Origin of the sequence: Paraburkholderia ultramafica (assembly GCF_902859915.1) — a bacterium.
GTDB lineage: Bacteria > Pseudomonadota > Gammaproteobacteria > Burkholderiales > Burkholderiaceae > Paraburkholderia > Paraburkholderia ultramafica.
In genome coordinates this window covers 40,169-63,493 of record NZ_CADIKK010000030.1, presented here as the reverse complement: position 1 = coordinate 63,493, position 23,325 = coordinate 40,169, and the positions used below count along the sequence as shown (strand labels likewise).

Annotated in this window: 20 protein-coding genes; 11 read left to right on the top strand and 9 right to left on the bottom strand. The window is 65.1% G+C overall.

Going from position 1 to position 23,325, the window contains the following annotated elements; genetic code table 11:
• Window positions 1-404 precede the first annotated feature (404 nt).
• The 7 genes from HV744_RS26945 (at window position 405) to HV744_RS26915 (ending at window position 6,528) form a co-directional block, all read left to right on the top strand.
• On the top strand, window positions 405-935 hold the full coding sequence (locus HV744_RS26945; RefSeq protein ID WP_175152416.1) for an NUDIX domain-containing protein: 531 nt from the start codon (window positions 405-407) through the stop codon (window positions 933-935).
• 196 nt (window positions 936-1,131) lie between these two features.
• The gene (locus tag HV744_RS26940) at window positions 1,132-2,280 is read left to right on the top strand and encodes an iron-containing alcohol dehydrogenase (RefSeq protein WP_175152452.1); all 1,149 of its coding nucleotides are present in this window, start codon (window positions 1,132-1,134) and stop codon (window positions 2,278-2,280) included.
• Between the two features lie 60 nt (window positions 2,281-2,340).
• Window positions 2,341-2,796, top strand: coding sequence for an acyl-CoA thioesterase (locus tag HV744_RS26935; RefSeq protein ID WP_175152415.1), 456 nt, complete (start codon window positions 2,341-2,343; stop codon window positions 2,794-2,796).
• 13 nt (window positions 2,797-2,809) lie between these two features.
• Window positions 2,810-3,748 carry a branched-chain amino acid ABC transporter permease gene (locus tag HV744_RS26930; RefSeq protein ID WP_175152414.1) on the top strand — a complete coding sequence of 313 codons (939 nt, stop codon included), beginning with the start codon at window positions 2,810-2,812 and terminating at the stop codon, window positions 3,746-3,748.
• Window positions 3,741-5,048 carry a branched-chain amino acid ABC transporter permease gene (locus tag HV744_RS26925; RefSeq protein ID WP_175152413.1) on the top strand — a complete coding sequence of 436 codons (1,308 nt, stop codon included), beginning with the start codon at window positions 3,741-3,743 and terminating at the stop codon, window positions 5,046-5,048. Before HV744_RS26930 ends, HV744_RS26925 begins: the two co-directional genes overlap by 8 nt.
• Window positions 5,045-5,818 carry an ABC transporter ATP-binding protein gene (locus HV744_RS26920; RefSeq protein ID WP_175152412.1) on the top strand — a complete coding sequence of 258 codons (774 nt, stop codon included), beginning with the start codon at window positions 5,045-5,047 and terminating at the stop codon, window positions 5,816-5,818. Before HV744_RS26925 ends, HV744_RS26920 begins: the two co-directional genes overlap by 4 nt.
• Complete coding sequence (locus HV744_RS26915) at window positions 5,815-6,528, top strand: ABC transporter ATP-binding protein (RefSeq protein WP_175152411.1); 714 nt, start codon at window positions 5,815-5,817, stop codon at window positions 6,526-6,528. Before HV744_RS26920 ends, HV744_RS26915 begins: the two co-directional genes overlap by 4 nt.
• A gap of 133 nt (window positions 6,529-6,661) precedes the next feature.
• On the opposite strand, the gene iolB is transcribed toward HV744_RS26915, so the two are convergent.
• From iolB to HV744_RS26880, 7 genes are all read right to left on the bottom strand, one after another.
• Window positions 6,662-7,462 carry a 5-deoxy-glucuronate isomerase gene (iolB, locus tag HV744_RS26910; RefSeq protein WP_175152410.1) on the bottom strand — a complete coding sequence of 267 codons (801 nt, stop codon included), beginning with the start codon at window positions 7,460-7,462 and terminating at the stop codon, window positions 6,662-6,664.
• Window positions 7,459-8,385, bottom strand: a complete 927-nt coding sequence (gene iolE, locus HV744_RS26905; RefSeq protein ID WP_175152409.1) for a myo-inosose-2 dehydratase — start codon at window positions 8,383-8,385, stop codon at window positions 7,459-7,461. The genes iolB and iolE overlap by 4 nt, the downstream gene beginning before the upstream one ends.
• A 10-nt stretch (window positions 8,386-8,395) precedes the next feature.
• Entirely contained in the window at window positions 8,396-10,390 is a 1,995-nt protein-coding gene (gene iolD / locus HV744_RS26900) for a 3D-(3,5/4)-trihydroxycyclohexane-1,2-dione acylhydrolase (decyclizing) (protein ID WP_175152408.1), read from the bottom strand.
• Window positions 10,387-12,438 (bottom strand): bifunctional 5-dehydro-2-deoxygluconokinase/5-dehydro-2-deoxyphosphogluconate aldolase, encoded by a 2,052-nt coding sequence (locus HV744_RS26895; protein ID WP_175152407.1) that lies wholly within the window; start codon window positions 12,436-12,438, stop codon window positions 10,387-10,389. Before HV744_RS26895 ends, iolD begins: the two co-directional genes overlap by 4 nt.
• A 66-nt stretch (window positions 12,439-12,504) precedes the next feature.
• Window positions 12,505-13,311: an ATP-binding cassette domain-containing protein gene (locus HV744_RS26890; RefSeq protein ID WP_175152451.1), complete on the bottom strand. Its 807-nt coding sequence runs from the start codon at window positions 13,309-13,311 to the stop codon at window positions 12,505-12,507.
• Between the two features lie 21 nt (window positions 13,312-13,332).
• On the bottom strand, window positions 13,333-14,517 hold the full coding sequence (locus HV744_RS26885; protein WP_175152406.1) for an ABC transporter permease: 1,185 nt from the start codon (window positions 14,515-14,517) through the stop codon (window positions 13,333-13,335).
• A gap of 216 nt (window positions 14,518-14,733) precedes the next feature.
• Window positions 14,734-15,780 carry a sugar ABC transporter substrate-binding protein gene (locus HV744_RS26880; RefSeq protein ID WP_175152405.1) on the bottom strand — a complete coding sequence of 349 codons (1,047 nt, stop codon included), beginning with the start codon at window positions 15,778-15,780 and terminating at the stop codon, window positions 14,734-14,736.
• A 276-nt stretch (window positions 15,781-16,056) separates the two neighbouring features.
• Here HV744_RS26880 and HV744_RS26875 point away from each other — a divergent pair, with 276 nt between their 5' ends.
• The 4 genes from HV744_RS26875 (at window position 16,057) to HV744_RS26860 (ending at window position 19,354) form a co-directional block, all read left to right on the top strand.
• Window positions 16,057-16,938 (top strand): MurR/RpiR family transcriptional regulator, encoded by an 882-nt coding sequence (locus HV744_RS26875; protein ID WP_175152404.1) that lies wholly within the window; start codon window positions 16,057-16,059, stop codon window positions 16,936-16,938.
• Window positions 16,931-17,947, top strand: coding sequence for an inositol 2-dehydrogenase (gene iolG / locus HV744_RS26870; RefSeq protein WP_175152403.1), 1,017 nt, complete (start codon window positions 16,931-16,933; stop codon window positions 17,945-17,947). The genes HV744_RS26875 and iolG overlap by 8 nt, the downstream gene beginning before the upstream one ends.
• Complete coding sequence (locus HV744_RS26865; RefSeq protein ID WP_175152450.1) at window positions 17,947-18,987, top strand: Gfo/Idh/MocA family oxidoreductase; 1,041 nt, start codon at window positions 17,947-17,949, stop codon at window positions 18,985-18,987. Before iolG ends, HV744_RS26865 begins: the two co-directional genes overlap by 1 nt.
• 139 nt (window positions 18,988-19,126) lie before the next feature.
• Complete coding sequence (locus tag HV744_RS26860) at window positions 19,127-19,354, top strand: sulfurtransferase TusA family protein (protein ID WP_175152449.1); 228 nt, start codon at window positions 19,127-19,129, stop codon at window positions 19,352-19,354.
• Window positions 19,355-19,480: 126 nt separating this feature from the next.
• Here the strand turns inward: HV744_RS26860 and galU are convergent, their stop codons facing one another.
• Entirely contained in the window at window positions 19,481-20,362 is an 882-nt protein-coding gene (gene galU / locus HV744_RS26855; RefSeq protein WP_175152402.1) for a UTP--glucose-1-phosphate uridylyltransferase GalU, read from the bottom strand.
• Window positions 20,363-20,437: 75 nt separating this feature from the next.
• Entirely contained in the window at window positions 20,438-23,317 is a 2,880-nt protein-coding gene (locus HV744_RS26850; RefSeq protein WP_175152401.1) for a valine--tRNA ligase, read from the bottom strand.
• Window positions 23,318-23,325 lie beyond the last annotated feature (8 nt).

Genomic DNA, 23,325 nt, shown 5'->3' with positions numbered 1-23,325 from the left:
ACTAAAATGACCGCTTTCCGTCATTACCGCGCGCCTGTCGCCGGGCGCGCCGCCACCCATGCAGCATTTCGCGTCCGACAACGATGCCGGCATCTGTCCCGAAGCGCTCGACGCTGTGCGCGGCGTGAGACGGCGGTGAGGCGGTGAGTTGCTGAATGCATGCACGAAATTGCGTGCTGGAAAAGGTGTGCTGGAAAAGGTGGGCTGGAAAAGGTGGGCTGGAAAAGGTGGGCTGGAAGAAGCGCGTTGAGTATTCAACCCGAGCACCAAACCTTGCGACCGAACCACGCCGCGAACTGTTCACGAACCACACGCTAAACTGAGCCTTAACCCACGCACCGCCCCGCACAAAACAGCGCGCAAAACACAATCAGACCCAAGACAAAAGAGACGCCCCCCACGCCATGACCGAATACCGATTTTGTCCTCGCTGCGCCACACCTTTGACCGTGCGCGCCGATCCCGAGCATGACGGCGGCCGCATCCGCCAGAGCTGTCCCGATACCGCGTGCGGCTATGTCCACTGGAACAATCCGCTGCCGGTGGTGGCGGCGATCGTCGAGTATGAGGGCAAGATTCTGCTGGCACGCAATGCCGCGTGGACCGAGGGCATGTTCGCGCTGATCACCGGCTTCCTCGAAAACGGCGAGACGCCGGAAGCGGGCATCGCCCGTGAGGTGTTGGAAGAGACCTCGCTGCACACGGAGACGGTCGAGTTGATCGGCGTGTATGAATTCATCCGCAAGAACGAACTGATCATCGCGTACCACGTGAAGGCGTACGGAACCATCGCGCTGTCGCCCGAGTTGCTCGAATACCGGCTGGTCGAACCGGCGAGATTGCGGCCGTGGCGCGCGGGCACCGGTCAGGCGCTTGGCGAATGGATGCGGCGGCGCGGCTTGCCGTTCGAATTCGTCGACAGGCCGGGGCAATAAGCGACGCAACTACCTACGCATCAGACCACGCAAAAAACCACGTAGCAAATCACGCAGCGAGCGCGACGGAAAGCGGACCCGCGAGCGGCAATCGACGCGTCGCTCAATGTGCCACTCACGGCGCCACTCATTGCGCCACTCATTGCGACACTCATTGCGCCAGTTAATGAGTTCACGTTTCGGCGAGGAGCAAGGCATGGCTTATATCTACTACTTGACCCACATCCATCTGGGCTATGACGCGTTGGCGCAATTGCCGGCGGAATGCGCGCGAATCGGCATCAAGCGGCCTTTGCTGATCAGCGACAAGGGCGTGGTAGCGGCCGGCATCGCACAGCGCGCGCTCGACGCGTTGCAGTTCGGCGACGTGCCGCTCTTCGACGACACCCCGTCCAACCCGACCGAAGCGATGGTGCTGGCGGCCGCGCAGATCTATCGCGACGAAGGCTGCGACGGTCTGATCGCGGTGGGCGGCGGTTCGTCGATCGATCTGGCAAAGGGTGTGGCGATCATGGCCACACACGAGGGCACGCTGACCCACTACGCGACCATTGAAGGCGGCAGCGCGAAGATCACCGACGCTGTCGCGCCGCTGATCGCCGTACCCACCACTGCGGGCACCGGCAGCGAAGTCGCGCGCGGGGCGATCGTGATTCTGAACGACGGCCGCAAGCTCGGCTTTCACTCGTGGCATCTGTTGCCGAAGTCGGCGCTCTGCGATCCCGGGCTCACGCTCGGCTTGCCGCCGGGTCTGACCGCCGCGACCGGCATGGATGCGATCGCGCACTGCATCGAAACCTTTCTCGCGCCAGCCTTCAATCCGCCCGCGGACGGCATCGCGCTGGATGGTCTGGAACGCGCGTGGGCGAGCATCGAACGCGTGACAACGGACGGCAGCGATCGTGAAGCACGCCTGAATATGATGAGCGCGTCGATGCAGGGCGCGATGGCGTTCCAGAAGGGGCTCGGCTGCGTGCACTCGCTGTCGCATCCGCTGGGCGGCCTGAAGGTGAATGGCCGCACGTCGCTGCATCACGGCACGCTGAACGCGGTCGTGCTGCCCGCGGTGCTGCGTTTCAACGAGACCGCCGACAGCGTGATTGCCGAGCGCCGCTATGCACGGATGCGTCGCGCGATGAACTTGCCGGAGCACGCGGATCTCGCGCAGGCGTTGTTCGACATGACGGCGCGACTCGGCTTGCCGACCGGGCTCCAGCAGATGGGCGTCGACGCAAGCATGTTCGACAAGGTCGTGCAGGGCGCGCTCGCGGACCACTGCCACCGCACGAACCCCCGCGAAGCCACGGCCGACGACTACCGCCGCATGCTGACCGAGTCGCTTTGACGCGCTCCGCCGACCACTCGACGACGATCGCCAACATAACCGGCCAAGCCCCACGCTCCAATGAACAAACCCGCCCCCGCCGCACGCACCGCCTACCCGCATTTCCTGCCGATCACCACGCGCTGGATGGACAACGACGTCTACGGCCACGTGAACAACGTCGTCTACTACAGCTATTTCGACACCGTGGTGAACGAGTATCTGATCCGCGCCGGCGTGCTCGACTTCGAGCATGGCGCGACGATCGGGCTCGTGGTCGAGACGCATTGCAGCTACTTCGCGCCGCTGGTGTTTCCCGAGCGCGTTGAGGCGGGCTTGCGGGTGACGCGGCTCGGCACCTCGAGCGTGCGTTACGAAGTAGGGCTCTTCAAGGAAGGCGACGCTCAGCCCGCCGCGCAGGGACACTTCGTGCACGTGTACGTGGATCGTGTCACGCGGCGTCCGGTGAGCCTGCCCGCCGATCTGCGCGCGGCGCTCGAACCGCTGAACGCCGCCGTGCGGGCGGCAGAGGAATAGGCGGACCGGGCGCGTGCAGTCGTTCGTCATCAATCTGCTCAACGGCGTCAGTTACGGCCTGCTGCTGTTCATGCTGTCGGCCGGCCTGACGCTGATTTTCAGCATGCTCGGCGTGCTGAATTTCGCGCATGCGAGCTTTTACATGCTCGGTGCTTACGTCGGCTTCTCGGTGGCCGCGCGCGCCGGGTTCTGGAGCGCGCTGGTGCTCGCGCCGCTCTTCGTCGGGCTGCTCGGCGCGGCGCTGGAACGCTGGCTGTTGCGGCGCGTGCGCGTGCATGGCCATCTGCCTGAATTGCTGCTGACGTTCGGCGCCGCGTATCTGCTCGGCGAGCTGGTCAAGCTCGGCTGGGGCTTGAACCCGCTTTCCGCGACGGTGCCGCCCGTGCTCGACGGCCCGTTGTTCACCGTGTACGGCGCAGCTTTCGCGCGCTACCGGGCGTTCATGATGGCGGTGTCGGTGGCGATGCTGGTGGCGTTGTACGCGGTGTTGCGCGTGTCGAAGGCGGGGCTGATCGTGCGCGCCGCGCTCACGCACGCGAGCGCGGTCGAAGCGCTCGGCCACAACGTGCCGCGCGTGTTCACCGGCGTGTTCGCCGCCGGCACGGCGCTCGCCGCGCTGGCCGGCGTGATCGGCGCGCCGCTCTTCGTGATCGAACCGGCGATGGCGGAGTCGCTCGGCTCGATCGTGTTCGTGGTGGTCGTGCTCGGCGGGCTCGGCTCGTTGAGCGGGGCGCTGGTGGCGTCGCTGCTGGTCGGCTGCGTGCAGACGCTGGCGGTGGCGAGCGATGTATCGCTGGGCGATGTGCTGGCGATCATCGGCGCTTCGGTGCCGCCCGAATGGGACGCGCTGACGCTCGCGCAACTCGCGCCGCTGATTCCGTATCTGTTGCTCGTCGCGATGCTGGCGCTGCGCCCGCGCGGGCTGTTCGGACGGCACGACGATCATGCGTAAAGTGGCCCGAGCGTCTGGGGCGTCTGAATCGTCCGCGCTGCCCGCGGCGCCGTCCCGCGCGATCTGGCGCGGACTCGCGCCGTGGTTGGCGCTCGTCGGGTTTCTTGCGGTGCCGCCGTTCGTCTGGCCGCAAAGCTGGTTGCTCGCGTATCTCGCGCAGAGCGCGACGATGATCGTGTTCGCGCTTTCGTACAACCTGCTGCTCGGCGAAACCGGGCTGCTGTCGTTCGGTCATGCCGGTTATGCCGGGCTTGGCGCGCTGGTCGCCGCGCAGGTGTTCAACCGGATCGGCGTGCCGCTCGTGCTGTTGCCGCTGGTCGGCGGGCTCGGCGGCGCGTTGTGCGGCGTGCTGTTCGGCTTCATCGCGACACGGCGCGCCGGCACCGCGTTCGCGATGATCACGCTCGGCCTCGGCGAGCTCGTGGTGGCGGCCGCGTGGGCGCTGCCCGACTGGTTCGGCGGCGAGGCGGGCGTGGCGATCGATCGCGCGAGCGGAGCGCGGCTGGGCAACTGGAGCTTCGGTCCGGCGCGCGAGGCCTATGCGTTGATCGCGCTGTGGTGCCTGCTGGCGAGCGCGGCGATGCTCGCGCTGTCGCGTACGCCGTTCATGCGGCTTGCGAACGCGGTGCGCGACAACCCGGCGCGCGCCGCGGCAATCGGCTGTTATCCGCGACGCATTCGCTATGGCGTGGTGGTGCTGTCGGCGTTTTTCGCGGGCATCGCGGGGACGCTGGGGCTGATCAATATCGAACTGGTGTCGACGGAAAGCGTCGGCATGATGCGCTCGGGCGCCGTGCTGATCGCCACGGTGATCGGCGGGACGGCCGCGTTTTTTGGGCCGGTCGCGGGCGCGATCGTGCTGACGTTTTTCAGCGCCGCGGTCGCGAGCGTCACGCGGGCGTGGCTGTTCTATCTGGGGCTCTTCTTTGTCGTCGTCGTGGTGGCGTCGCCGGATGGCCTGGCGGGTTTCGTCGAGCGGCATGCGGCGCGCCTCGCGACGCACGGCTGGCGCCGCTGTCGCGCGGCTTATCTATGGGGTGTGGCCGCCGCGCTGTTGTGGAGTGCAGCCGTGATGCTCGCGGTGCAATGGGCGTACGCCGCGCAATTCGGCGTGGATGACGGCGCGGGCTTCAACGTCGCCGGCTTGCCGTTGCCAATGGCCGCGTCGCCGGTTTGGTTCGGCGTCGCGGTCTTCATGCTGGCCGCGCTAGGCGCGCTCGCTGCTCGTTACACCAGCCGCGCGCGAGCGCGCGTCGACGTGCGCTCCAGCTCGACGCAAACAGCCGGGAGCTCGCAATGATCCCCGCTCTCGCCCTCTACGGCATAGAAAAACGCTTCGGCTCCACGCAGATTCTGCGCGGCGTCGATCTCGCGATCGAGCCCGGCGAGCGTCATGCGCTGATCGGCCCGAACGGCGCGGGCAAGTCGACGCTCTTCAATCTGATTGCCGGCGGCGCGCGGCCGAACGCCGGGCGCATCGATCTGTTCGGCGCGGAGATCACGCGCCTCGCTCCTGCCGCGATCGCACGTCGCGGGCTCGCGCGCAGCTTCCAGACCACCAGCGTGTTCGCGCGGCTCACCGTGTTCGACAACCTGCGCTGCGCGGCGATGCTGGCCGAGCGCGACCGCACGCGCTGGTGGCAGCGCTTCAGCGGCTCGCGTACCGTCGACGCACGCGCCGCACAGGTGCTCGACGCAGTCGGCCTGAGCGCGCGCCGCGACGTGCAGGCCGGCACGCTCAGCTATGCCGGGCAGCGCGCGCTCGATCTCGGCATTGCGCTCGCGGGCGGCGCGCACACGTTGCTGCTGGACGAGCCGACTGCCGGCATGAACCGCGCGGAAGCGGCACGCGCGATCGAGCTGATTCGCGAAGCCACCGCGGGCCGCACGCTGCTGATGGTCGAGCACGACATGGATGCGGTGTTCGCGATCGCCGATCGGATTTCCGTGCTGGTGCAAGGGCGCATCATCGCGAGCGGCACGCCGGCGGCGATTCGCGCGGATGCGGCGGTGCGCGCCGCGTATCTCGGCGCGGGGTTCGGCGCGGGGCGCGCAGGGGTTGGTCCATGAGCGCGCTGCTCGACATTGGCGCGCTGAACGCGTGGTACGGCGCGAGCCAGGCATTGCACGGTGTCACGCTGCGCATCGAGCCCGGCGAAGTGCTGGCGCTGGTCGGGCGCAATGGCTCCGGCCGCTCGACGCTGGCGCGCGCGCTCATGGGCCTCGTGCGCAGCGAGGGCGAGCTGCGTTTCGCGGGCCGTTCGCTCGGCGGTCTGCGCACCTTCGAGATCGCGCGTCTTGGGCTCGGTTACGTGCCTGAGCATCGCGACGTGTTCCCGACGCTGAGCGTCCACGAGAATCTGCAACTCGGTGTCGCGCCGCGCGCTCGCGGCCGCACGCCGCGCTTCACTTTCGACGACGCGTACGCGCTTTTCCCCGTGCTGGGCGAACGCAAGCGTACGCGTGCCGGCGCGCTATCGGGCGGCGAGCAGCAGATGCTGACGCTCGCGCGGGCGCTGCTCGGCGATCCCGATCTGCTGGTGATCGACGAGCCCGGCGAGGGTCTCGCGAGTGTCGTGATGGAGCAGGTCGCCGGATGTTTGCGGATGCTGCGCGATCGCGGCGTGGCGATGCTGCTGATCGAACAGCGCCTCGTGATTGCGCAGGAGATCGCCAGCCGGGTCGCCGTGATGGGACATGGCGAGATCGTGTTCGACGGCGAGCTGGCGACGTTTCTGACGCGCTCCGACGTGATGCAGGAGTGGCTTGGCGTCGGCTGAGCGGTGCTATGGCACACGGCGGTTTTACTGCTTCGCCGTTGCATGTCGATCTGGCGCTCAGGAAGCAGGGGAGTGGATTTGCTTGCGCGGCGCAGTCAGAGCGCCTTGCCGATGCGCCGCGCAGGATGGATCGTCAAGCATCCTTATTAATGATCCACTCGTGCGCCGGGTCGTTGCGGAAATGCCAGACCCGTTGCCCACCCGCCATGACGTTCAGATAGTACGAGTCATACCCATACGGCACCACCACCGGGTGATAGCCGCGCGGCACCATCACGACATCGTGATCCTCCACCGCCATCGACTCGTCGATGTCGCGCATATCGGTGTACACGCGCTGGAACGCGAATCCTTGCGGCGGATCGAGCCGATGATAGTAAGTCTCTTCGAGCGAACTCTCGTGAGGGACGTTGTCGGTGTCGTGCTTGTGCGGCGGATAACTCGAAGCGTGCCCGCCCGGCGTTCTGACTTCAACCACCAGCAGCGCTTCGGCAGGCTCGGTCTGCGGAAGAATATCGCATACGTAGCGCGTATTCAGCCCTTTGCCGCGCGTGGAGCGCGTCATCGAAGCCGGCTCGATCAGGCGCGCCGGATACTCGCCTTTGGCGGGCGCGCTCGCGACGCCGATCTCGGCGTCGCGGCAAGCGCGAATCGTCGCGCGCACGTTGGGCGGCAGATACACCGCGTACGGCGCGGCGTCCTCGAACACGCTGTCGCGCGAACCCAGCGAGGTCCACGTGGCGTCGGCGGTTTCGATATTCACCGCGCCGGTGAGCACGACGATACACACCTCGCACGACGGTTCGAACACGTGCACGACTTCGTCCGTGCCCAACCGGTACGCGGCGAATCCCACATAACGCCAGCAGGCGGACTGCGGCGTTACTCGCGCGATCGTCTGGCCCTCGCGCTGTGCCTTCACCAATAAACTCATGCCACCTCCTGCACGGTCTTGTCCGCGGCGTCGAGCGGTGCATCGACCAACCCGCGCAAGGTCATATAGCCCTTCTGCGCGTATTCGAACGACGGCGCCACCACCGGGTCCTGTTCCGCTTCGACCACCAGCCAGCCGCGATAGCCATGCCGCTTCAGGCGGGTGATGAGCGCCGGGAAATTCACCGCGCCGTCGCCGGGCACCGTGAAAGCGCCGGCGATCACCGCGTCGAGAAAACTCCAGTTGCGATTGCGCGCCAGCTTCATCACGGCGGGGCGCACGTCCTTGCAATGCACGTGGCACACCCGCGCGATGTGTTTGTCGAGCACCGCGAGCGGATCGCCGCCCGCAAACGTGATATGTCCGGCGTCGAACAGCAGGCCGACGGCGTCGGTCGTGCGCGCCATCAGCTGATCGACGTCGGCGGGCGTTTCGACATAAGCGCCCATATGATGATGATACGCGAGCCGCACGCCACGGCTGAGCGTATAACGCGCGAATTCGTCGACGCGCGCCGCGTACGCGGCCCATTGCGTGTCGCTGAAAAAACGCGGCCGTTGATAAAGCGGCTGCGGCGCACCTTGAATCGAATCGGCGACTTCGCCATACACCATCGCCGTTGCGCCGTTTTGCGCGAGCAGTTCGAGATGCGGGTCGACCGACGCGATTTCTTCTTCGACGCTGCGTCGCGCGAGCTGCCCGGAGTACCAGCCGGACACCAGTGCGAGATCGTATTGCGCGAGCAGCGTCTTCAACGCCTGCGGCTCGCGCGGAAACTTGTTGCCGAGTTCGAAGCCCTGATAGCCAATCCGGCGGCCCTCCGTCAACGCCACGTCGAGCGGCGTCTCGCCGCCTAGCGACGGCAGATCGTCGTTCATCCACGATAACGGGTTGATGCCGATGCGTACGTCGAAAGCAGTCATGCGAGCGTCCTCATTCGTGGCCGGTGTGGCCGGTGTTATGGCCGGTGCTGCCGGTGCGTTCATCGGAAGCGGCCGGGTCGGCGCGCGCAGCGAGCTGCGCCTCGTATTTCGCGCGCGCGTCGCGCACGGCGTCGCGCGCGGACACTTCGGGCACCGCTACTTCCCACCACCAGCCGCCGTCGTCGGTGGTGCGGGCCGGGTCGGTGTCGATGCTGATCACGTACGTGCGATCCGCGGCGCGCGCGCGTTGCAGCGCGGCTTCGAGTCCGGCGATATTGCCGGCGTGTTCGGCTTGCGCGCCGAGCGCGCGCGCATGCGCGGCGAAATCGATCCGTGGCGCGCCGAGCGGGCCTTGCACGCAGTTCTCTAGCAGGTTGTTGAACGGCGCGCCGCCGCACGCCTGTTGCAGGCGGTTGATGCAGCCGTAACCGCGATTGTCGAGCACCACGACGATCAGCTTCGCGCCGAGCATCACCGAGGTCGCGATCTCGCTGTTCATCATCAGATAGCTGCCGTCGCCGACGATGACGATCACGTCGCGTTCAGGCCGTGCGAGTTTCACGCCGAGGCCCCCGGCGATCTCGTAGCCCATGCACGAATAGCCGTACTCGACGTGATACGCGCCCGGTTTGCCGGCGCGCCACAGCTTGTGCAATTCGGCGGGCAAGGTGCCGGCCGCGCACACGACGATGTCGTCGGTCGCGGAGCGCGCGCTCGAACGCTGCACCGCGCCGATTACGTCGCCCTCATAAGGCAGCACGGCGTCGCGTTGCGGCGCATGCGTGAGCGTGCTCACCGTATCGCGCCAACTGGCCGCGAGTTTGTGCGCACGCGCAGTCCATGCACGCTCCGCATGCCATCCTTGCAGCGGTTCGGCGAGCGCGTCGAGCGCCAGCCGCGCGTCCGCTTCGACAAGCAGCGCGCGATGCTTGACGCCGTCGAATGCGTTGGCATTGATGGCGATCACGTCGGCCTGCGTGAACAACGTGTTCGAGCCGGTGGTGAAGTCCTGCAAGCGGGTGCCGATGGCCAGCACGCAGTCGGCGTCGTGCGCCAACGCATTCGCCGCCGGTGAGCCGGTCACGCCGAGCGCGCCGGCATTCAGCGGATCGTTCCACGCGAGCGAGCTTTTGCCGGCTTGCGTTTCCGCGACCGGGATGCCGTGGGTGGCCGCGAAGCGATGCAACGCGTCGGTCGCGCGGCTGTACAGCACGCCGCCGCCCGCGACGATCAGCGGACGTTTGGCGTGCCGCAAACGCGTACAGGCGGCCTCGATCTCGTCGACGCGCGGCGCGGGTGCATGAAACCGGACGACGCGCGGCGCAAAAAAATCCGCCGGGTAGTCCCATGCCTGGGCTTGCACGTCTTGCGGCAACGCGAGCGTGACCGGCCCGCACATCGCTGCGTCGGTCAGCACGCGCAACGCACGCGGCAGGGCGCTCAGCAATTGCGCCGGATGCACGATGCGGTCGAAGTAGCGCGACACCGGTTTGAACGCGTCGTTGGCCGACACGCCGCCATCGTTGAAATCTTCGACTTGCTGCAACACCGGGTCCGGCGCGCGCGAGACGAAGATATCGCCGGGCAGCAACAGCACCGGCAGACGGTTCACGTGCGCGAGCGCCGCCGCCGTCAACAGATTGGTGGCGCCGGGTCCGATCGACGTCGTGACCGCCATCATGCGGCGGCGAAAATGCGCCTTCGCGTACGCAATCGCGCTGTGCGCCATCGCCTGTTCGTTATGGGCGCGCAGCGTCGGCAGTTCGTCGCGATGCTGATACAGCGCTTCGCCCATGCCCGCCACGTTGCCGTGGCCGAAGATCGCGAACACACCGCCGAACAGCGGCTCGGTGCCGTTGCCGTCTTCGGTCGTCACGCGCTGCGCCGCGAGATAGCGCACGAGCGCCTGCGCGGCGGTCAGGCGGATGCTGCCGCCCGAACCTGTGCGTGTCTGGGTGGCGTCGTTCGCGGACGCCGCGTCGTGATGGGTGGCCCGCTGGTTCATGCCGCCTGCTCCTGATGAACATGACTCGGCGCGCTGGTCTGCGCGGCGCTCGCGTCACGTGTCGCCCGCCATGACGCAATCAGCGTCTCGAAGGTCTGGCGCACGCGCGCAATCAGTTCGTCGTCGCCGATTTCTCCGGCGAGCCATGCGTGGCTCGGCTCGTGAAAGATCGTGCGGCCCACCGTGAAGCCGCGGCAGGTGGCCGATTGCGCGGCCGCGCGAAAGCCTTCGTTCAACTGCTCGACACCCGCCGACAAACCGAGCAGCACCACGCCCCGGCAATACGGATCACGCTCGGCGATCAGCGCGTCGACGGCTTGCCATTGCGCGGCGTCCATCGGTTCGAGCTTCCACCATTCCGGATAGATGCCGATGTTGTACAGGCGCTTCAATGCGCGATACACGATATCCGGCGCTTGCGGCAGCTGCGCATGCTTCGGCGGAATCACTTCGAGCAGCAGCTCATGGCCGCTTGCCTGCGTCGCATCGTAGAGTGCACGCAACTGGGCTTCCTGTTCGAGCCGCTGCTCGATGGGCTCGTCGGGATGGAATTGCACGAGGCACTTGGCGACATGCTCCTGTGGCCACGCGAGCAGCGTCGTGCCGATCGAGCGGCCATGATCGAACACCAGCGGCACCGAGCCCGGCAACTCGACCGGGCGGCCGATCCACCAGCCACGGCCGGTGGCGGCGTTCAACGCGTCCTGGCCGTAACGTTCGTCGATCAGTACGCCGATGTGATCCTGCAAACCCAGCGCGCTCTCGGTCTGCGCAACGGCTTCGACGAACAGACCCTTCAGGCGCGCGATACGGTCTTCATTCGCGCCGGTTTGCTGCGCGAGTTCGAAGAACTGGTTGCGATGGTCGAACGCGAAGCCGAGCACTTCATGCCACGGTTTGCGGGCCGGCGAGACGCGATGCAAACGCGCGAGCGTCGCGTCGCGATCCGGGCGGCGCATCCGTTGCGGATCGGCTTGCGCTTCGCGCAGGAAGTAATCGAGTTCGGCCGGGGTCGGCATGGCCGGCGCGCAGCCGTGGCGCGACACGACCAGCGCGCCGCTCGCATTCGCGGCGCGCACGCACGCTTCGAGCGGCTGATCGCGCAGCCATCCGGAGAGAAAGCCCGATGCGAACGCGTCGCCCGCGCCGAGCACGTTCAGCACTTCGACTTCCACGCCACCGTGAAGCGGCGAATCGTCGAGCGAGGCGGGCACCTTGCCGTCGATGATCTGACAGCCCAGCGGCCCGCGCTTTAGCACCAGCGTGGCCGGCGTGACGGCGCGCACCGTCGCGAGCGCTTCGAGCAGATCGCTCTTGCCGCCGGCGATGCGAAACTCTTCCTCGGTGCCAATCACCAGATCGAACCACGGCAGAATGCTCTGCAAATGCGCGCTCACGCCTTCGCTCGCAACGACGCGCGTTTCGCCGTCCGCCTTGCCCGTGAGTCCCCACAGCACCGGCCGGTAGTCGATATCGAGCACCGTGCGCACCTGGTTGCGGCGCGCGTAATCCAGCGCGCGGCGGCTCGTGCGGTTCACCTGTTCGGTGGAGAAGTGCGTGCCGGTAATCAGCAGCGCTTTCGACGATGCAATGAATGCCTCGTCGAAATCCGCTTCGTCGACGGCCATATCCGCGCAGTTTTCGCGGTAGAAGATCAGCGGGAACGTGTCGCGGTCTTTCAGGCCGAGCAGCACCAGCGCGGTCAGGCGGTCGAGGTCGACGCGCACGTGGCTGACGTCGCAACCTTCCCTGGTCAGCGTCTCGGTGAGAAAGCGGCCCATGTGATCGTTGCCGACGCGCGCAAGCATCGCCGACGCGAGCCCGAGCCGTGCGCAGCCGAATGCGATATTCGCCGACGAACCGCCGAGGTACTTCGCGAAGCTCGACACGTCTTCGAGCCGCGCGCCGACCTGCTGCGCGTACAGATCGACGGCGAGGCGGCCAAGGCAGACGATGTCACGACTGCGGCCCGGCGCGAAGCGTCCGCCGGCCGTTGACGCCGGAGCCGGAGGTGGCGGGGTTGCGCTGGATGTGCTGGAGTGATCCATGAATATTCCTGAATAGCTGAGCGCGATCACCGGCCACGCAAGCGCCGGACGAGCCGCGCGAATCGATCAGATCGTCGCGCCTTCGAGTTCGCCGATCATCTTCTGCATTTCGGCGCCGCCGGCCATCATGTCGAGCACTTCGTCCTTGCTGATGGTGTCCTTGGTGAACGTGCCAAGCGATTTGCCGCGATTGAGCAACGTGAATGAATCGCCGATCGGATACGCGTGGTGCACGTTGTGCGTGATGAAGATCACCGAGATGCCTTTGGCGCGCGCCTTGTGAATCAGCTTCAGCACGTTGAAGCTCTGCTTCACGCCGAGCGCGGCGGTCGGCTCGTCGAGAATCAGCACGCGCGCGCCAAAGTGGATCGCCCGCGCAATCGCGAGGCACTGTTTCTCGCCGCCGGACATGGTGCCGATCGGCTGATGCGGGTCGCGCACGTTGATGCCCATTTCGGCGAGCTTGTCGCGCGACGCAGTCGCGCACTGCTCGAGATCCATCACGTTGATAAAGCCGAACAGCTTCTTCTGCGGCTCGCGTCCCATAAAGAAGTTGCGCGCCACCGACAGCAGCGGCACCAGCGCCAGATCCTGATAGACGGTCGCGATGCCGATATCGAGCGCGTCTTTCGGCGACGTGAAGCGCACCGGCTTGCCGTCCACCCGGTAGATGCCTTCGCTCGGCTGGTACACGCCGGCGAGCGTCTTGATCAGGGTCGACTTGCCGGCGCCGTTGTCGCCGAGCAGGCAATGCACTTCACCGCGTTTGAGCTTGAGCGTGATGTCCTTGAGCGCGATGATGTTGCCGAAATAGCGGCTGACGTTTTCGAGCGACAGGATGGTGTCGTCTTCGGTCTGTTCGAGGGCGGTCATCATGAACTCCTGTTCCTTGACTTAGCGAGACGCCGCGACGCGGCTGCGCACGTAGTGGTTGAACAGCACGGCGAACAGCAGCATCACGCCAAGGAACACCCGGAACCAGTCCGAATCGACATTGGTGTAGGTGATCCCGATCTGCACGACTCCGAAGATCAGCGCGCCGAAGCAGGCGCCGACCACCGAGCCGTAGCCGCCCGTGAGCAGCGTGCCGCCGATCACCGCGGCGATGATCGCTTCGAATTCCGCCTGCAAACCGCGGTCGGCCGCGGCCGAACCGATGTCGCACACTTGCAGCACCGCATACAGGCACGAGCAGAACGCGGTCAGCACGAACAGCGAGATCTTCACGCGCCGCACCGGCACGCCGACGTTCTTGGCCGCGTTGGCGTCGCCGCCGACGGCGAAGATCCAGTTGCCGAAGCGGGTTTTCGCCAGCGTGAACGCGCAGACGACGGCAAGCGCGAGCCACCACAGCAGCACTTTGGGAATCCCCGGCACGAGCGGCATGCCGTTGTCGAGCATTTTCACCAGGCCGATGTGACCGAGCCAGACGAACAGGCCGTGGAACGCGACCCCCTGAAAGAGCGTGTGCGCCAGCCAGTCCTGCCGCGCGACGTCGCCGACGCCGGAGATGATCGTGCGATCGGCGAACATCACCGACAGCGCCAGCGTGAGTCCGCGCAGGATGAACAGAAAGGCGAGCGTGACGATGAACGACGGCAGCCGCGTGCGCATCACCAGATAGCCGTTGAGTGCGCCGAGCAGCATCGAGCCGACGAACGCGAACACGATGGCGAGCCAGATCGGCCAGTGGAAATACATGGTCGGCAGCGCGACCATCATGCCGGCAAAGCCGATCATCGAGCCGATCGACAGATCGAATTCGCCGGCGATCATCAGCACGCAGGCGCCGACCGAGATCAGACCCAGATAGGCCGCGACTTGCGACCAGTTCATGATGCCGTCGAGGTTGAACATCCCCGAGTTGCCGGCCGTCACGCCGAACACGATGAACACCATCGCGGTGCCGGCGAGAGCCGCGAATTCCGGCCGATTGAGCAGATGCCGGAACCACGATTCCCGGCGCACGCGCTCGTCGACGGCAACGGACGATGTGGCCGAAGCCGGCCCCGACGGATCCTGCGGATCGGACGGTGGCTGCTTGCGGTGATTGGGATGGAAAAGGTTGGCGACACCCATTGAAGCTCTCCTTGATACGCCGGCGGGCGGCTGGTCGACGCAAAAGCCGCGGGGCGTTTGCAGCACGTGAATACGGTACATAAAGCGCAGTACATCAAGCGCGCTACGTAAAGCAGCGTGAACGGGCGAGCGCCGGCTAGACCCGAGGCATCTGGCCGGTCCCCGCCTGTTTCATGCCTGCCGCCATCGCGGCGGCGCCATCAGCCGATGCGTTGCCTAGCGGTATTGGCCTGCATACTTGAGCACCTTGTCGACATTGGCTTTTGTGATGAAGCCCGGACCCGAGCCGATATTGCGCGGCCCATAGGAGGGGGCGAGCCCGTAAGTGGCAAGCCGTTCCTTGAACTTCGGATTGGCCTGCAGGATCTCGCGGATTTTGGCCGGATCGGTGGTGTGGTTCTTTTTAACGATGGCCAGCACGGCGACCGGAATATAGCCCTGCAAGTACGGTTGCTGGTCGATCGCGAACAGGATCGTGCCGTCCTGGATGCCCTTCGCAATGTCGCTGTCGAAGTCGAACGTGGCGAACCAGATCTTGCCCGCGAGGCCCATCTGTTGCAGTGCCTTGAGCGTCGGATCGGCCGACAGCGGCCCGAGCGTGAGCACCGCCTGGGTGTCCGGATGATTGCGCAGAAAGGCGCTCACCTTCGACTGTACGCCGGTGGGATCCTGGCCGGCATCGAGCGTCGATGTCTTGAAGTCGACGCCGATCGCTTCGGCAAAGCCACGGCAGCGTTCGAACGAAGCCGGGTTGGTCGCGTAGTGGTTCACGCACAGGAACGACTTGATGCCCGCCGCCTTCGCCTTCTCGCCCGCTGCCTTGCCGGCGGCGAATTCAGGCTGTCCGACGTGCATGATCGCACCCAGCTTCGCGCTTTGCTCCTCGGTGCCGGAGTTGATCGTGACGAGTGGAATGTGTTTCTCGGTGACCTTGGAGATCGAACTCTTGAGCACGTCGAAGTCGGCGATCGAGACGATCACGCCGTCGTAGTTGCGTGCGGCGGCCTGTTCGACCAGACGCGCCATGTCGGCGATGTCGCCGTTCGGCGGATTGCGGTAGTCGGTCGTGACGTTGAAGTCCTCGTCGGCCTGTTTGATCGCGTTCTTGATGGTGTTCCACCACGAGTCCGAATCCGGCGCGTGGCTGATCAGCACGAAGTGGGCGTCAGCCGCACGGGCGGCCGAGGCCGCGCCGAATCCCGTCGCCAACGTCAATGCCGTCACCAGAATCCTGAGCGTAGCCTTGCCCTTGCAAAGTCTCATTGTCTCCACCTTTCTCGGTCTGTCGTTATTGAGGGGAACGTGTGGCGGCGGCTTTCCATCCGCGTACTGGCCGGCGCATGTCCACCGAAGCACCATCGCTCACGACCAAGATTAGGTCATCTTCCGAGACGTTGCAATGAAAATTTCATGATAAATAAAAATGGAAAATACATTCCATTTGACGTGGAGCCTGCCTATAATCGGCAGCGTCGGAAGACCGTGCGCGGGCGCTAAGCGGTGTCTTCCGCACTGCAATAAAGCACTTGAGAGAGAGCTATGGCGGAAGAGAGCACCGAAGAATTGCCGAGCGTCGAAGAATTGATGCAGCGCATCGCGGAAAACTACGAGGCGTTGCCGCGTCAGTTGAAGAACGTCGCGACCTATATCGAACAGAACCGCTCGAGCGTGATGGTGGATCGCACCAGCGACATCGCCGCGAGCTGCGGCGTGCATCCGTCCGCCGTGGTGCGGTTTGCGCAGCGCTTCGGCTTTTCCGGATTCTCCGATCTGCAGGCGGTATTTCGCCAGGCTTACACGGGGCAGGGCACGTCGTCGCCGAGTTACCAGCAGAGGATTCGCAAGCTGATCGACGAGAAGCCGGGCGCGTTGTCCGGCGGCGCGGTGGCGCGCGAATTCATCGCGGCCTCGCGCAGCGGCCTCGAAGAACTCGAAGCGGGACTCGACGACAAGCAGTTCGACGCCGCCGTCAAAATGCTCCAGCATGCCGACAACATCTATGTGATCGGCGTGCGGCGCTCGTTTCCGGTGGCGAGCTACATCGTCTACGCGCTGCAGCACACGCCCAAGCGCGTGCATCTGGTGTCCGGTTTCGGCGGCATGTACCGCGAACAGATTCGCAGCGTGAAGAAGGGCGACGTGGTGATCGCGATCAGCTTCGCGCCGTACGGCAAGGAAACGCAGTACTGCCTGCGCGTCGCCCATCATCATCAGGCGAAGACGCTGGTTATTACGGATAGCCAACTATCTCCGCTGTCACGCCACGCGAGCACGCAGCTGTATGTGAAAGAGGGCAGCGCATTCGCATTCCGCTCGCTGACCAGCACGATCTGTTTGTGCCAGGCGTTGTTCATCGCGCTCGCGTACAAGCTCGAATTGAATGTTGAAGAATCCAAAGACACCGGAGGATACGATGACTGACGCGGTAAAGAAGATCGACGTAGCGGTATTCGGCGCGGGGCGCATCGGCAAGATTCATGCGGCTAATCTCGCGCGGCACCCGGGCGTGCGGCTCAAGTACGTGGTCGACGTGAATCGCGAGGCCGCCGCCGCGCTCGCCGCCGAGCATGGCGCGCAGGTCGCGGATGTCGACGGCGCGATGGGCGACGCGGCGGTCGGCGCGACCGTGATCTGTTCGAGCACGGACACGCATGCGGACCTGATCGTCCAATCGGCCGCGCAGAAGAAGCACGTGTTCTGCGAGAAGCCGGTCGATCTGACGCTGGAGCGCGCGCGGGTTTGCGCCGACGCGGTGGAGCGGGCAGGCGTGGTCTGCATGATCGGCTTTCAGCGCCGCTTCGATCCGACCTTCTCCGCGTTGAAAGCGCGTATCGACGCGGGCGAGATCGGCACGCCGGAAATGCTGGTGGTGACGAGCCGCGATCCGGGCGCACCGCCGCTCGAGTACATCCGGCACTCGGGCGGCATTTTCAAGGACATGCTGATTCACGACTTCGACATCTTCCGCTGGATTCTCGACGACGAAGCCGACACGCTGCACGCCACCGGCAGTTGCCTGAGCGACCCGGCAATCGCCGACGCGGGCGACATCGATTCGACCGCGGTGACGATCCGCACGAAGCGCGGTCGCCTGTGTCAGATCAACACCGCGCGCCGCGCCGCGTACGGTTACGACCAGCGCTTTGAAGTGCTCGGCAGCACCGGCATGCTGCAGGCGGGCAACGTGCGGCCCACCGAAGTGACCGCGTATTCGAAAACCGAAGTGTCGAGCGACGTGCCCGAAGCGTTTTTCCTCGAACGTTATCGCGCGGCCTATGCGCTTGAAATCGCGCATTTCTTCGACGCGGTCACGCATGGCAAGCCGGTGCGCACGACCGTGGCCGACGGTCTGAAAGCGCTCGAACTCGCCGACGCCGCGACCCGCTCATGGCGCGAGGGCCGCGCGGTCAAACTCGGCGAGGCATCGTGATGAAGGCGGCTACGGAGCGGCTTCGGTTGGGTGTGGTCGGCCTCGGGCGGCTGGGCAGACGGCACGCGGAGAATCTCGCGTATCGCGTGCCGGGCGCGACGCTCGCGGCCGCGTGCAGTCCGCTGGAAGACGAGCGGGCGTGGGCGCGTGAAGCGTTGCCCGAACCGCGCCTCTATAGCGATTACGCGGACCTGCTCGCCGATCCCGACGTGGATGCGGTGTGGCTCGTCACGCCGTCGTCGTTGCACGCGCAGCAGATCGTCGACGCGCTGCGCGCCGGCAAGCATGTGTTCTGCGAGAAGCCGTTGTCGCTGGAGCTGGCCGAGTGCGAACGCGTGCTGGCCGAAGCCGCGCGCTATCCGCATCTGCAGGCGACCATCGGCTTCATGCGCCGTTTCGATCCGAGCTACAAGGACGCGTTTGACAAAATCGCCGCGGGCCAGATCGGCCGGCCGTTCCTCGTGCGCTCGCAGACCACCGACCAGAACGACACCGACGGCTTCTTCGTGCGCTTCGCGGCGACCTCCGGCGGCATCTTTCTCGACTGCACCGTGCACGATATCGACGTCGCGCGCTGGCTGCTCGGCAAGCCGCGCGCCAAACGCGTGTTCGCAGCGGGCGCGGTCGCGCTGCACGAGGGCCTGCGCGAATTCGGCGACGTCGACAACGGCGTGGCGATCTGCGAGTTCGAGGACGGCAAGCTGGCGATGTTCTACGCGTCGCGCACCCAGGCGCATGGCAACGACACGCACAGCGAGGTGATCGGCACGGCCGGCGCGCTCGCGATCGGCCGCAATCCGCGCGCGAATCGCGTCGAGATATATGACGCGACGGGAATCCGCAACGAATGCACGCCGAGCTTCTTCGATCGTTTCGAAGAGGCGTTTCTGCACGAGGCGCGCGCGTTCGTCGCGGCGGTGCGGGGCGGGGCCGGGGCGGACACGCAAGCGGGCGCGACGTTGGCCGACGCGCTCGAAGCGACGCGTATCGGCGTCGCGTTGCGGCAGTCGCTGCACAGCGGGCAGGCGGTGACGCTGTAGCCCCGCAACGGGGCTGCGCGGATGTGCTAACTGGCGCGCCGGCGTCACGCCCGGCGGCCAGGCGCAGCCTGCTGTAGAATTTGACCCTCTGTCCGGCGTCGCTCACGACGCCTCGTCCCGAAGGTCATCGTCGATGCAAATTCAGATTCACAAGGAAGTCGATGCGCGCGGGCTGCTGTGCCCGCTGCCCATTTTGCGCGCCAAGAAGGCGCTCGCCGACATGGAAAGCGGCCAGATTCTCAAGGTGCTGGCGACCGATCCGGGCTCGCAGCGCGATTTCGCCGCGTTTGCGAAGCAAACCGGCAATGAAATCGTCGAAAGCTCGGCGCAAGACAAGGTTTTCACGTTCCTGATGAAGCGCCGCTAATCCGCGCTGCTCGAAACGCGCGCATCAAACAAAAGGCGCTGTGCCCGCGAATGCGGGACACAGCGCCTTTTCATTTCAGTTCGATGCGGCCGGGAGGCTGCAACGCCTCGTCGCTCAACCTGCTGTTCAACCTTCCAGAACCGGCGAACGGGTGCGCAGATATTCTTCGAAATCGGCGGCCACTTCCGGGTGACGCAGAGCGAACTCGACCGTCGCCTTCAGGTAACCCAGCTTGCTGCCGCAATCGAAACGCGTGCCGTGATACTTGTACGCGAGCACCTGTTCGTCGGCGAGCAACGACTGGATCGCGTCCGTCAACTGCAATTCGCCGCCCGCGCCCGGTTTGATCGAGCGGATGTGGTCGAAGATCCGCGGCTTGAGCACGTAGCGGCCGACCACGCCGAGATTCGACGGCGCCACGCTCGGCTCCGGCTTTTCGACGATGCCCGACATCTTGATGATCGAATCTTCCCATTCCTTGCCGTCGACGATGCCGTACGACCTGGTTTCCTGCGGCGGGATTTCTTCGACGCCGATCACCGAGCTGTGATAGTGATCGAACACTTCGATCATCTGCGTCATCACGGGCGGCGTGCCGTACAGCAGGTCGTCCGCGAGAATCACGGCGAACGGGTTGTCGCCCACCAGCTTTTCCGCGCACAGCACCGCGTGGCCGAGGCCCAGCGCTTCCGGCTGACGCACGTAGAAGCAGTCGACATGGCTCGGCTTGATGCTGCGCACCAGTTCGAGGAGTTTGTCCTTGCCGCGCGCTTCCAGTTCGGCTTCGATCTCGTAGGACTTGTCGAAGTGGTCCTCGATCGCGCGCTTGCTGCGGCCCGTGACGAAGATCATTTCGGTGATGCCGGCCGCCATCGCCTCTTCAACCGCGTATTGAATCAGCGGCTTGTCGACGATCGGCAACATCTCCTTCGGGCTCGCCTTCGTGGCAGGGAGGAACCGGGTGCCAAGACCTGCTACCGGAAATACCGCCTTTGTAACTTTTAGCATGTGATTACCCTGAGTCCTCTGGTTAAGCTTTCGGTCGTTGCCCGCCCTTTTTCACCGGCAGGCATGGAGCGTCGATCAGGCCGGCAAACGGGCCAACTGGGCCTTCAGCTTGCCCACCGTGGCTTCGAATTCCGCCAGTCTTTTCTGCTCCTGCTCAACGACTGCCGGCGGTGCCTTTGCAACGAAACTTTCATTTTGCAATTTGGCATTGCATTTGATGATTTCCGCGCTCAAGCGCGCAATCTCCTTCGACAACCGCTCGCGCTCGACCGCTACATCGATCTCCACCTTCAGCACGAGCTTGTCAGTTCCTACGATAGCAATTGGCGCGCCATCCGCCTGCGCGTCGAGCGCTGCCTCGTCGGCGATGATCTGCACTTCCGACAAACGGGCCAATGCCTGCGCGTACGGAGCAAAGGTCCGCAGGCGCTCCGCGTTGCCGGTAGCGAGCAACGGCACCTTGACCGCCGGCGACAGATTCATTTCGCCGCGCAGATTCCGGCACGCATCGATCACCGCTTTCAAATCGGCTGCCCATTGCTCGGCCGCTTCGTCGATCTTCGACGGCTCGGCGATGGGGTACGGCTGCACCATGATAGACGCTTCCCCCTCGGCTGTACCCTCGGGATAACGCCCTGCCAGCGGTGCCACTTTCTGCCACAGCGCTTCGGTAATGAAAGGAATCACCGGATGCGCGAGGCGCAGCACCGTCTCGAGCACGCGCAGCAGCGTACGGCGTGTGGCGCGCTGCTGGTTCGGCTGACCCGTCTGGATCTGAACCTTCGCGAGTTCGAGATACCAGTCACAGTATTCGTCCCACACGAACTTGTATAGGGCGTTGGCCACATTGTCGAAACGATAGTCGGAAAAGCCCTTGGAAATTTCCGCTTCGACACGTTGCAGGCGCGACACGATCCAGTGGTCCGCCGACGAGAAATTCAGGTGACCGTCCGGGCCGCATTCGCCGCACTGTTCCGGCTTGCCGAAGCCGCAATCGTGGCCTTCGCAGTTCATCAGCACGAAACGCGTGGCGTTCCACAGCTTGTTGCAGAAGTTGCGATAGCCTTCACAGCGCGCCAGATCGAAGTTGACGTTGCGCCCGAGCGTGGCCATCGACGCCATCGTGAAGCGCAGCGCGTCGGTGCCGAACGCCGGAATGCCGTCGGGGAATTCCTTACGGGTTTTCTTTTCGATCGACGCGGCCTGCTTCGGATTCATCAGGCCGGTGGTGCGCTTGGCGACCAGCGCGTCGAGCTCGATGCCGTCGACGATATCGATCGGGTCGAGCGTATTGCCCTTGCTCTTCGACATCTTCTGGCCTTCGGCGTCGCGCACCAGACCGTGCACGTAGACCGTGTCGAACGGTACCTTGCCGGTGAAGTGCGTGGTCATCATGACCATGCGCGCGACCCAGAAGAAGATGATGTCGAAGCCGGTGACCAGCACCGACGACGGCATGAAGTGCTTCAGCTCCGGCGTTTCGTTCGGCCAGCCGAGCGACGAGAACGGCACCAGCGCCGACGAGAACCACGTGTCGAGCACATCCTCGTCGCGCTTCAGGGCGCCCGTGTAACCAGCCGCGGCGGCCTTGGCGCGGGCATCCTCTTCGGTCTTCGCGACGAAGATTTCACCGCTTTCGCCGTACCACGCCGGAATCTGATGGCCCCACCAGAGCTGGCGCGAGATGCACCAGTCCTGGATGTTTTCGAGCCACTGGTAGTACGTGGTGCTCCAGTTTTCCGGCACGAACCTGATCTCGCCGTTGCGGACCACATCCAGCGCGGTTTCGGCGATCGATTTGCCCGGATGGTAGGTGCCTTCCGGCGCCGGCTTGCTCATCGCGACGAACCACTGGTCCGTCAGCATCGGCTCGATCACGACGCCCGTGCGGTCGCCGCGCGGCACCATCAGCTTGTGCGGCTTGACCGATTCGAGCGCGCCGAGCGCTTCGAGGTCGGCCACCACCAGCTTGCGGGCTGCGAAACGGTCGAGGCCGCGGTATCTTTCCGGCGCGTTGTCGTTGATCTGCGCGTCGAGCGTGAGGATTTCGATTTGCGGCAGCTTGTGGCGCAGGCCGACCTGATAGTCGTTGAAATCGTGCGCGGGCGTGACCTTCACGACGCCCGTGCCGAACTCGCGCTCGACGTAGTCGTCGGCGATGATCGGCACTTCGCGGTTCGACAGCGGCAGCGTGACCGTCTTGCCGATCAGATGCGCGTAGCGCTCGTCTTCCGGATGGACCATCACGGCGGTGTCGCCGAGCATGGTTTCCGGGCGCGTGGTGGCGACCGTCAGCTGGCCCGAACCGTCGGTGAGCGGATAGTGGATGTGCCACAGGTGGCCGTTTTCTTCCTCGCTGACCACTTCGAGGTCGGAGACGGCGGTGAGCAGCACCGGGTCCCAGTTGACGAGGCGCTTGCCGCGATAGATCAAGCCCTGTTCATACAGGCGCACGAACACGTCGCGCACCGCGGCCGACATCTTGTCGTCCATCGTGAAGTACTCGCGCGACCAGTCGATCGACGCGCCGAGACGGCGCACCTGATTGGTGATGGTCGAGCCGGACTGCTGCTTCCATTCCCACACGCGTTCGACGAACCTTTCGCGGCCGAGGTCGTGGCGCGACACGCCTTCGGCGTCCAGTTGCCGTTCGACGACGATCTGCGTGGCGATCCCCGCGTGGTCCGTGCCCGGCACCCACAGCGTGTTTTCGCCGAGCATGCGGTGATAGCGGGTGAGGCCGTCCATGATGGTCTGGTTGAACGCATGGCCCATGTGGAGGGTGCCCGTGACGTTCGGCGGCGGCAGCTGGATCGAGAAATCCTTGTGGTTCTCGTCGAAGGAAGGCGCCGCGTAGGCGCGCTTTTCCCATTCAGGGCCCCAGTGGGCTTCGATGGTGTGGGGCTCGAAGCTTTTGGCAAGCGTTGAGGTGGTGTCGCTCGGGGTCTCGCTCATGTGTCGAT